The organism is Actinomyces sp. Z16 (assembly GCF_003111765.1).
Classification (GTDB): Bacteria; Actinomycetota; Actinomycetes; order Actinomycetales; family Actinomycetaceae; genus Actinomyces; species Actinomyces glycerinitolerans.
In genome coordinates, this window is record NZ_CP027862.1 from 1,396,890 (window position 1) to 1,407,350 (window position 10,461).

Annotated in this window: 7 protein-coding genes and 1 tRNA gene; 5 read left to right on the forward strand and 3 right to left on the reverse strand. The window is 67.9% G+C overall.

The window, feature by feature from the left end:
• Positions 1-30 precede the first annotated feature (30 nt).
• The 3 genes from C3B71_RS05800 to C3B71_RS05810 are packed head-to-tail and all read left to right on the forward strand — an operon-like array spanning position 31 to position 3,611.
• A complete protein-coding gene (locus C3B71_RS05800; protein ID WP_234416133.1) occupies positions 31-1,032 on the forward strand; it encodes a M23 family metallopeptidase in 1,002 nt (333 codons plus the stop codon).
• 38 nt (positions 1,033-1,070) lie between these two features.
• On the forward strand, positions 1,071-1,814 hold the full coding sequence (locus tag C3B71_RS05805) for a glycerophosphodiester phosphodiesterase (protein WP_108966728.1): 744 nt from the start codon (positions 1,071-1,073) through the stop codon (positions 1,812-1,814).
• 33 nt (positions 1,815-1,847) lie between these two features.
• Positions 1,848-3,611: a carboxylesterase/lipase family protein gene (locus C3B71_RS05810; RefSeq protein WP_108966730.1), complete on the forward strand. Its 1,764-nt coding sequence runs from the start codon at positions 1,848-1,850 to the stop codon at positions 3,609-3,611.
• 159 nt (positions 3,612-3,770) lie between these two features.
• On the opposite strand, the gene C3B71_RS16130 is transcribed toward C3B71_RS05810, so the two are convergent.
• The 3 genes from C3B71_RS16130 to C3B71_RS05825 form a co-directional block, all read right to left on the reverse strand.
• Positions 3,771-3,914, reverse strand: a complete 144-nt coding sequence (locus tag C3B71_RS16130) for a hypothetical protein (protein ID WP_181574846.1) — start codon at positions 3,912-3,914, stop codon at positions 3,771-3,773.
• Positions 3,915-4,950: 1,036 nt separating this feature from the next.
• Positions 4,951-5,026 (reverse strand) — tRNA-Arg (locus tag C3B71_RS05820).
• Between the two features lie 85 nt (positions 5,027-5,111).
• Positions 5,112-6,458 (reverse strand): Nramp family divalent metal transporter, encoded by a 1,347-nt coding sequence (locus C3B71_RS05825; protein ID WP_108969618.1) that lies wholly within the window; start codon positions 6,456-6,458, stop codon positions 5,112-5,114.
• A gap of 288 nt (positions 6,459-6,746) precedes the next feature.
• Between C3B71_RS05825 and C3B71_RS05830 the strand changes: the two genes are divergently transcribed.
• Together C3B71_RS05830 and C3B71_RS05835 are read left to right on the forward strand one after the other, a co-directional pair.
• Entirely contained in the window at positions 6,747-7,913 is a 1,167-nt protein-coding gene (locus C3B71_RS05830) for a hypothetical protein (RefSeq protein ID WP_108966734.1), read from the forward strand.
• Positions 7,910-10,369, forward strand: coding sequence for a tetratricopeptide repeat protein (locus tag C3B71_RS05835; protein WP_108966737.1), 2,460 nt, complete (start codon positions 7,910-7,912; stop codon positions 10,367-10,369). Before C3B71_RS05830 ends, C3B71_RS05835 begins: the two co-directional genes overlap by 4 nt.
• Positions 10,370-10,461 lie beyond the last annotated feature (92 nt).

The window sequence follows — 10,461 nt, forward strand, 5'->3', positions numbered from 1 at the left end:
GGCCGCGAGTACTACCTTCGGAGGCACGGGGTGGCTGAACAGCCCATGACACGGCGCCAGCGTCGTGAAGCGGAGCGCGCTGCCGAACGCCGGCAGGCGGTCGTCGAGCAGACGACTCGCGTGGCGACCTCGCCCGCCCCGCCGCCGCCAGAAACATACGCGTCGGCAGGGCTCGCCTCCCAGCGTTCCTCCTCTCACCGTCCCGCCGCCCCGCGCCACCGCAGTCCCCTCGGCGCGGTCGCGCGCGCCGGCGTGCTGGTGGTCCTCACCCTGGTCACCGTCGTCGCCCCGCTGCGCTCGAACCTGCTGACCGCCCCACAGGCCGTGGCGGCTTTGGACCTCAGCGGCGCGGTGCCCGCAAGCGCAGGCGCCAGCAGCACCGATCCTTCGGCTTCGGTCGCGGCCGCCGTGCTCGGCTCGGATGCGGACGTCGACACCGCCTCCGACCCGGAACTGTCCAACGTGCCCGACGCCGCCACCCTGGCGCGCATCCGTGAGGCTTATGAGAACGCCTCCGCCACCTGCGCCGCCCAGACCACGGGCGCCTCCGGAGACACCGCCGCCTTCAACTCCACCCCAGAGGTCTTCTTCCCCATGATCGCGGGCACCTACACGGTCTCCTCACCGTACGGCTACCGCCTGCACCCCACCCTGGGGTACATGAAACTCCACGCCGGCCAGGACTGGGCGGCCGCCGCCGGAACCCCCATCTACGCGGTCGCCGCCGGCACCGTCGTCGATGCCGGCATGTCGGGCGGCACCGGCACCATCACCATCGAGCATGAGATCGACGGCGAGATCTGGTACACCCGGTACCTGCACATGTACGAGGACGGCATCTACGTCTCCGAGGGCGACCAGGTGGAGGCAGGTCAGCTCATCGCCGGTGTCGGCTCCACCGGCTACTCCACCGGCCCGCACCTGCACTTCGAGGTGCGTAACGCCAATACCACCGAGGACTCCTCGTCGGTGGAGCCGGAGGAGTGGCTCGAGGAGCACGGCGCCGTCGAGTTGACCACCGACTGCTCCTGAACATGCGCGAGTCACAGCCGCCTGTGAGAATCCGACCTATGAGCCCAACCCGCCGTTGCGCCGTCGTCGCCCACCGGGGCGGGGGCGGCGAGGTAGTCGAGAACACGTGGAGCGCCGTCGAGCACGTGGCCGCGCTCGGCCTGACCTGGATGGAGACCGACCTGCGGGCCACCGCCGACGGCGTCGTCGTCCTCTCCCACGACGCAGACCTGGCGCGCACCGCCGGTGACCCACGGCGCATCGCCGAGCTGACCTGGGAGGAACTGGCCGCCGTGGACGCCGGCGATGGGCGCCCGTTCGTGCGGCTGGACCAGGCGCTAACCGCTCACCCGGGGATCAGTTTCAACATCGATTTGAAGGATTCCGCCGTGCTCCAACCCGCCCTGCGGGCGGTGCGCGCCGCCGACGCGCTGGGACGGGTGCGTTTCGCCTCCTTCTCGGCACGGCGACTGGCCGTGCTGCGGCGTCAGGAGCCGCGGGCCACCACCTCCCTGGGGGTTGGCGACGTCGCCCGGCTCATGGCGCGCAGCCAGGCGGCCTTGCCGGTACGGGGCGGCCGCCGGTCCGGAAGCCGGGGACGAGTCGACGCCGTGCAGGTGCCGGTCAGCTTCCACCGCATCCCCGTGGTCACCCCGCGTTTTATCTCCCAGGCCCACGCCTTCGGAATGGAGGTGCACGTGTGGACCGTGGATGATCCCAAGCAGATGCGCGCTCTGGCGGACAGTGGTGTCGACGCGGTTATCACCGACCGCCCCACCCTGGCACTGGACGTGCTCGGTTGATGCGGCGGGTGTGGCCGTGGTGACAATTGCCTCATGACCGACAGCCGCCCCCAGCCCGCCCAACACGTCGCCTCCACGCCGATCGCCGTCCCCACCGGTGAGTCTGGACCATTGGTGAACACCACCGGCGGGCCGGTGCGTGGGGTATGGCGAGACATAGTCTCCGCCCCGGATCGCGTCGGACCGGACGCCCGCTATCGGCGCTCGGCCGCCTTCTACGGCATTCCTTACGCCGAGGCGCCGGTGGGGGAGCGGCGCTTCATGGCACCGATACGGCGGGAGCCCTGGGACGAGGAACGTGCCGCAGTCGTCCCGGCCGCTACGCCGCAGCGCGGCTCCATCTTCACCGACCCGGCCATCCCCGAGCCGAGCGTGCCGGGAGACGATTTCCTCACCGTCAATGTCTTCACGCCTGCGCCCGGCGACGAGGATGCACAGCTGCCGGTGCTGGTGTGGATTCACGGCGGCGGCTGGACCTCCGGCTCCCACAACTCGCCCTGGTATGACGGCGCCGCCTTCAACCGCGACGGCGTGGTCACCGTGTCGGTCGCCTACCGGCTCGGATTCGACGGCTACGGATACATTCCCGACTCCGACGCCCCCTACAACCGGGCGGTACTGGACCAGGTCATGGCTTTGGAGTGGGTGCGCGACAACATCGCCCGCTTCGGCGGGGACCCGGGCCGAGTGACGATCGGCGGGCAGAGCGCCGGCGGCGGCAACTGCCTGGTGCTGCTGGCGGTGCCCCGCGCCCGGGGCCTGTTCCACGGCATCATCTCCGAATCCGGCGCCGTTCCGGACCTGCCTGCCGCCCGCAACGCCGACAATGCCGCCCGCATGGCCGCCGCACTTGGCGTGGAGCCGAACCTCGCCGGCTACCGCTCGTGCAGCTACGACGCCGTCTTCGCCGCGCAAAACGCCGTGAGCGGCACCGGCGAGCATATCGACGACGGCGGGGCCACCGCTGCCGGTCCGGACCCGGTTGCGGCCGTCGCCGGGGTGCTGGCCGGTATTGGCGAGCCCGATACCGGCATCCCATTCTGCCCGACCGTCGACGGCGAGATTGTCACCGCTCCGATCCGACAGGTTTTGCGGCGGGGAGACGGGGCGCAGGTTCCGGTCCTCGCGGGTTCAACCACACACGATTTCGCCTTCGCCGGCCTGGCCTATGTCGAGGCCATGGCGGACCGGGATCCGCGCGAGGTGCTGATAGGCGGCGGCATGAGCGAGGCCATGGCCGACCGACTGCTCGCCGCCCACCCCGAGCACGCCGACGCCCCGCACATGGTGATCGGCAACCTCATCTCCGACGCCACCTTCCACATTCCGCTCGCGGGCTGGTTCCTGGCCCGCGCCGAGTACGCCGAGGCGGCGGGCATGGGCGCCACCGGCGCGGGTACGAGTGTCACCGCCGCGGGCACGACCAACGCCGGTGAGGGCATGGGCAAGGCGACGAGTGCCGTCGACGGTCCAGCCGGGAGCTACGCCTACGAGTTCAGTTACTGCGGCGGGAGCGCGGGGCTGGCCACGCACTGCATGGAGATTCCCTTCGCCTTCGACTGCCTGAGCGAACCCTACTGCGAGCACACGCTCGGCGCGGCGCCGCCGCAGGCGCTCGCGGACGCCATGCACTCGGCCTGGGTGCGTTTCATCGAGACCGGTGAGCCCGGCTGGGAGCCTTGGACGGGGCGGAGTATCGGTCGCCGCTTCGGCGACAACCGCTCCGGGGCGCTGACCGTGGTGGAGGACCGCGTCATCTTCGACACCGACCGGGACCTCGCCGCCGGCGCGCGCTGATCGCAGTGCAGTAGCGTGCGGGGAACCCCGAAGCCCGGCCCTGACGGGTAACAACCCGACCTGTCTTGTGCCTATTTGGCTTGCCGGCCAGGCGCGCCGGCGGGCACAATTGAGGGGAGTCACCCGGCGGCATCCGGATGGCTCTCCGATGCAGGCGGTTCAGTTGAGCCACCTGCCGAGGGCATCCACAAGGACACCAATGGCCCGGATCAGATGAGCGAGAGCTTCGAACACTTCGCTCACCTGCCGGGTCATTCCCTTGCCCTTGCGGACTTTGGCATGTCGGCCCTTCGGCTTGGACATGGCCCCCGCCTCCTTCCTGGCTCCTACCTTCTCGGCCAAGGACATGGTTTGTTCCGAGAGGAGGTGCCGGAGAAGGCACGTCCAGCGTAGCGGCGGCCACTGACACATTTCGGTGTTCGTGGACGAGACGGAGGAACTGCGCAGTACTGCATCACCGCATGGGCTCTCGTGGGCGTCGGCCACGCATGGCGCTGATTTTGATACTCCGCTCCGTCTGTATCAGCAAGGACGACGCCTAGTGCGCGCTGGCGACGGTTCGTGGGGTAGATGCACAGTGGGGTAGATGCACGAACCGTCAGCACATCTGACGAACCGTGGGCGTACCTGGCGAACCGTCGACGCGCAGACGGCTACGAGCACGAGCCCAGGGGAAAACACCATCGCACGGGGTGGGCGCCACTCCCACGCCTAAGGAGGGCCCCGGCGGCCCGCAAAGGCTGGACCGGGCGAACCAAGATGTCGACGCAAACGTGTTGCTTAAGATCGAGGTTCTCGATGGTGTGGTGCAAGAGAACCTGGGCGTTCGTGGTCTGGCTGTGAATTCGGGCTGGTGTCTGACAACCGCGCGCAAACCTTAGGTCCTGTTGTGTAAGTGCTTGGGTGGCGGTGCGCGGTTGGGTGGCGGTGTGTGGCTGTTGAGCCTGTTAGTTGGACCGCTGTTCCCCGGTTGGACCGCCGTAGCCGCCGGTTACAGCGGTCCAACGGGGCGTGGGCGGTCCAACCGGGGCGGTGCAAGACCTACTCGCCCCCTCGACGGGCGCACACAGCTCACTCAAGCTGGAGCCCCGTAGCCACCAGATACAACGGACTCGCCATCCGCTGCCAGACCACCCACATCGCCAGCACCGCCCCACCACCACAAACGACTCACACAACACGACCTAAAGCACCGTGCGCACGTAACCCAGACGCGCCGGTCTAAAGCGCCACGTTTGTACCGATAGCCCGCTCACGCCATTACCCCATGCTGACGAGGCGTTGCCCCGCAGGGTCGACAAAGCCCCCGCCGACTCGGGGTCGGGCGGGGGCTTCGGGCTGGTGCCCCGGACAGGATTCGAACCTGCGGCCTTCTGCTCCGGAGGCAGACGCTCTATCCACTGAGCTACCGGGGCCCGAGGCGCGACTGTACCAGCGTTCGGGCGCCGGATGGAAACCGAGAGGCTGTGGCGTTCGACGAGCCGACGGGCGCACGACGCGTCACCCGTTGCCGGTCAATGTCAGCACGACTAGTGCGAGGTTGAGGACGATGATGAGCGCCGCGGCCCCGCGGGACGTCCAGCGCAGGACCACACCGTCGCGCCACCGCCCCATGAGCTGCGCCGAGCCCGTGGCCCGCATGAGCGGCACGATCGCGAGCGGGATCCCGAAGGAAAGCACTACCTGGCTGAGCACGAGTGCCCAGGTTGGCTCCGCCCCGACGGCGATGATGATCAGTGCGGGCACGAGCGTGACCGCGCGACGGGCCAGCAGCGGTACGCGGATGTGCAGCAGGCCCGCCATGATCTCGCTGCCGGCGTACGCACCCACCGACGTCGATGCCAGCCCGGAGGCCAACAGCCCAATAGCGAACACGACGCCGACAGCCGGCCCCAGTGAGGCGGTGATGGCGGCGTGCGCCCCCTCGATCGTGTCGGTGCCGCTGGCCCCGGACAGGGCCGAGGCGGCCAGCAGCAGTAGGGCAATGTTGACAGCGCCAGCCAGCGCCAGCGCCCAGATCACGTCCACCCGGGTGGCGCGGATCAGTCGGCCGGTGCGCTCCTGCCCGGAGGAGGTTTCGTCAGCGGTGCTGGCGGTGCCACCGGAAGCGGCGGCCGCATCGTCGTCGGGAATTGGCCTGGCGCCATCGGCCTGGCGTTCGGCGTGTCCCTCGCCGATCTCCTCATGGTGGTCGCGCACCAGGGAGGAGTGCAGGTAGATGGCGTGCGGCATGACGGTGGCGCCGAGCATGGAGGCGGCCACCAGCAGGCTGCCCGAGCCGCGCAGGCGGGGAATGAGGCCGGCGAAGGTCTCGCTCCAGTTGGGCGGCGAGATGAACAATCCGCCCACGAAGCCGATGGTCACCACCACCAGGAGCGCCACCACGGCCCCTTCGAAGGTGCGTTGGCTGCGACGCTCCTGCAGGGCCAGCAGCAGCATGGATACGGCACCGATGATCACGCCGCCGGTCAGCAGTGGGATGTTGAACAGCAGATGCAGGGCGACGGCGCCGCCGATCACCTCGGCCAGGTCGGTGGCGGCGGCGACCAGCTCCGCCTGTGCCCAGTAGGCCAGGCGGGTGCCACGGCCGAGCCGGTCCCCGAGCACCTGCGGCAGCGAGCGGCCGGTGACGATGCCGAGCTTGGCGCTCTGGTACTGGATCAGCACCGCCATCGCATTGGCCAGCACCAGCACCCATACCAGCGTGTAGCCGTAGCGGGCGCCGGCGGTGATGTTCGCAGCCACATTGCCAGGGTCCACGTAGGCGACCGCGGCCACGAAGGCCGGGCCGAGCAGTGCCAACAGCCGGTGCCGGGGCGGGCGCGACTTGGGGGAGTGCTTGCGCACGATGACGTCGACGGCGTCGGTGGTGTTGCCGGGAGCTGACACGGTCGGCCTCCTCACATGGTTTCGGCTACCCGAAACTCTACTCCTTTGTGGGGGCGCTTGCACCGGCAGGCGTGGTGAGGCGGTATCGACTGGCGCCTGTGCGCAACTCGTGCCGGTCTTGGTGCTACGAGGCGGGTCGCCGGGGTGTCCACGTGGGTCGCCTCGGGGTGGCCGACGGGGCCGCTTGACGTACGTGAATCTTCACGTATGTTTGTACGGGAGATTCGACGTACATCGGAGGTTGTCATGGAACCGGTTCGCCTCGCTGTGGTGCCGCAGCCCGGAAATGCCCGCGATCCCAAGAAGTTCGTGGGGCGCGTTGCGGTCAGTGACCGCGCCCGCGAGCGGCTGTTGGCAGGGGTGAATCTCCTGCTCACGGACCCCAGACGCATGGGCAAGACCTACTGGCTGCGAGCATTCGCTGCCAGGGAGACCGCCTTCCAGCCCTACTTCATCGACTACGAGGGCGTGGGGACTACGGAGCGCTTCCTCGTGGTGACCGCAGGGGTGCTGTGTGGGAACCCGGAGCTGCCGGTGCGGGTCCGCGAGTTCCTCAAAACGGTGTTCGACCACGTCGATACGGTTGGGGTTGCCGGATTGACTCTCAAGACCTACCACCGCCAGACCCCGCCGCTGCGCCTGCTGACCGACATCCTTGAAACGCTAGACCAAGGCGATGACTCGGCCATCCCGCTGATCCTCATGGATGAGGTGCCCATGGCGATCGACAATATTGCAAGCAACGAAGGTCCGCAGGCGGCTAAGGAGCTTTTGCAGACTCTGCGTCGGCTCAGGCAGCAGTACACCCGAGTGCGCTGGATCGTCACCGGCTCCGTCGGCTTCCATCACGTGCTTGAGCAAGCGGGGACAACCAGTGGCGACATCAATGACCTGGAGGCGCTGCACCTCGGACCCATGCCCGATGGTGAGGCGCGCGAGCTAGCGCAAGCGCTTCTCCGCGGCATTGGGCAGATGCCTTCCGACCTTGTTGTCGCTGAGCTGGTAGGGGTGGCGGGCGGTGTCCCCTTCATAATGCACGCCGTTGCCCGCGGCCTTGATCGGGCTGGGGGAACGCTCGGGCCGCAGGAGGTCAGGGAGGCATTTGAAGACATCATTGATGATCCGGACGACTTCCGGCATCTGAAACATTTCGAGGAGCGGGTGCGCGTGTACTACGGGCAGAACGCGCGGCTCGCCGCGCGAGTGCTCAGCGCTACGGCCACGGCCGCACCGAGGGTGTGGGTTCTACTGACTGAGGCCCTTAAAGGCGATTCCTCGGAAGAGCTGGATGAGGTTGTCGGGCTGCTGTGCAGCGACCATTACCTTGAGCGTCGCGGCTCGCGCGTGCGCTGGCGTTATCCGGCCTTCGCCTACATCTGGGCACGTAAGCACAATCTCCTGGAGCGTCCATGACTACGATCTCTCGATACACCCCCTCCACCATGCCCGGTGAGAAGCTCGAGCGCCTATTCGTGGCACGCGAGCGGATCCTGGCCCGGCTTGTGGACCGCGTGGAGGCGCTGGGAACCACTCCGAGCCCGCATCACACCCTCCTGGTTGGGCCGCGGGGGGCGGGAAAGACGCACCTCATCGCCCTGGTTGCACATCGCGCCCGCCGCCTGATCGAGGGCGGCCAACGAATGCGCATAGCGTGGTTGCCCGAGGATCCATGGACGATCGCGTCTTACGGGAGACTGCTGGCGGCAATCTTTAGCGCGGTAGGCGAGGAGTCCGACTCGCCTCTCAGCGAGGACCAGCTCGATGTGCAACTGCGCGCCTCGCTACGTACCAACGGCCCGGTACTGCTGCTCATGGAGAACATGGACCAGATCCTCAATGCGATTGGCGACCTAGGCCAGCAGCGCCTGCGGAATCTCTTCCAGACCGAGTCCGGCATCCTCCTGATCGGTTCGACGACGACGTTGGACCGGACGCTCGCCGATGAGGCCTTCCCTTTCTTCGACTTCTTCGACACGTTCCGCCTTGAGCCCTTCTCCGCCCGGGAGGCCCAGGCCATGCTGCGGGCTCTCGCCCGCGAGGACGGGGACAGTGCGCTGGAGGAGCGGCTGGAAGATGCCGACGCCGGAGCGCGTATTCATACCATCGCGCATCTTGCAGGCGGCCAGCCACGGTTGTGGGCGCTGCTGGGCAGCGTGCTGACGGTGGATCAGGTGGATAACATCACCGACCTTCTGCTCACCCGCTTCGATGATCTCACCCCCTATTACCAGGAGCGGCTGGCACGGCTCTCGCCGCAGCAGCGACTCGTCGTCGCCGAACTGGCGGCGGCCGACCGGCCACTGCCGGTTAAGGCGATTGCCGAGCGAGTGGGCGCAGATCAGCGCAGCGTGGCCAAGTCGGTAAACGATCTGACGGACCAGGGTTGGCTCGCCGCGGTCTCAACCCCGTTCGCCCATCTACTCGACCGGCGCAGGACCTACTACGAGCTGGCCGAGCCGCTGGCTCGACTCGCCTTCCAGCTCAAGGAGTCCCGTGGTGAGCCGCTTAAGCTCATCATTGAGTTCCTGGTCAACTGGTTCGACGCCGAGGAACTGCGGGCATCGAGTGAAACTGAGTACGCCAGCGCTGCGCTGGAAATGATCGACAAGGATGAGACGCTCGGCCTTGTGCACGGCCTGACGAGCCTTCCGGCGGTGCGCCGCCCTTCGCTTGCCCTGCTGGGGCGGGTCGAGGACGCTCTTGCCGCTCTTGCCGGTGGCGATGCGGAACCGGTTATGAGCCTGCCGAGCACGCTGCGGCAGGCGATAGAGCTGCGCTATGGCGAGGAAGACGGCATCACCGCAATGCGACTGATGCTGCTTGGACGTGCGTTGATGGAAGTGGGGGATGTTCCGCAGGCGGAGTCACAGGAGGCGTGGTTGTCTCGCGCCGAACGGCTTGATGCCGAGGTGCAGTCTTTGCAAAGTCGCCTCATGCATGTGCGTTGGTTGGCGGCCGGGTGGCATCTGGATGAGGCTGCCGCGGCGCTCTCGACGATTCCGGAGGGGAATGAGCATCTCGATGGTCTAGAGGCGCTCGCTGACGCGTACCAGGCATCGGGGCGGGTCACCGATGCCATCGGCCTGTTCGCGCAGGTCCTACAGGACCGCCTGCGCATCCTGGGGCCCGACCACCCCAACACCCTGGCTAGCCGCAACAACCTCGCCTACGCCCACCAGGCAGCAGGCCGTATCGCCGAGGCTGTCGACCTGTACCAGCAGGTCCTTCAGGACCGCCTGCAGCTGTTGGGTCCGGAACACCCCGCCACTCTGATAAGCCGCCACAATCTCGCTGGCGCCTACCAGGCGGCGGGTCGGGTTGAGGAGGCGATTGGCCTGTTGGAGCGGGTGGTGGAGGATAGCGTGCGTGTGCTGGGGTCCGACCACCCCCAGCCCTTGAGCAGCCGTAACAATCTTGCAGGCGCCTACTACTCGGCGGGTCGGGTTGAGGAGGCGATTGGCCTGTTGGAGCGGGTGGTGGAGGATAGCGTGCGTGTGCTGGGGTCCGACCACCCCGACACTCTGACCAGCCGCCACAATCTCGCTGGCGCCTACCGGGCGGCGGGTCGGGTTGAGGAGGCGATTGGCCTGTTGGAGCGGGTGGTGGAGGATAGCGTGCGTGTGCTGGGGTCCGACCACCCCGACACTCTGACCAGCCGCCACAATCTTGCTGGCGCCTACCAGGCGGCGGGTCGGGTTGAGGAGGCGATTGGCCTGTTGGAGCGGGTGGTGGAGGATAGCGTGCGTGTGCTGGGGTCCGACCACCCCGACACTCTGACCAGCCGCCACATACTCGTCGGTACCTACCAGGCGGCAGGGCGCCCGGAGGATGCCGAGAAGCTGCTGGAGCATTGGCCCTCCGGGAGCTGACGCCCCGCCCTCCCGGGCGCCCGGCGGCATGACCGAGCCATATCGACCGACCTCGGCACGTAACGTCTACCGAGCTCGGTGCGTGAGTGGCG

Coding starts and splice junctions, on each gene's coding strand:
- C3B71_RS05805 (WP_108966728.1), top strand. CDS start 1,071: ATGAGCCCAACCCGCCGTTGCGCCGTCGTCGCCCACCGGGGCGGGGGC.
- C3B71_RS05810 (WP_108966730.1), top strand. CDS start 1,848: ATGACCGACAGCCGCCCCCAGCCCGCCCAACACGTCGCCTCCACGCCG.
- C3B71_RS16130 (WP_181574846.1), bottom strand. CDS start 3,914: ATGTCCAAGCCGAAGGGCCGACATGCCAAAGTCCGCAAGGGCAAGGGA.
- C3B71_RS05830 (WP_108966734.1), top strand. CDS start 6,747: ATGGAACCGGTTCGCCTCGCTGTGGTGCCGCAGCCCGGAAATGCCCGC.
- C3B71_RS05835 (WP_108966737.1), top strand. CDS start 7,910: ATGACTACGATCTCTCGATACACCCCCTCCACCATGCCCGGTGAGAAG.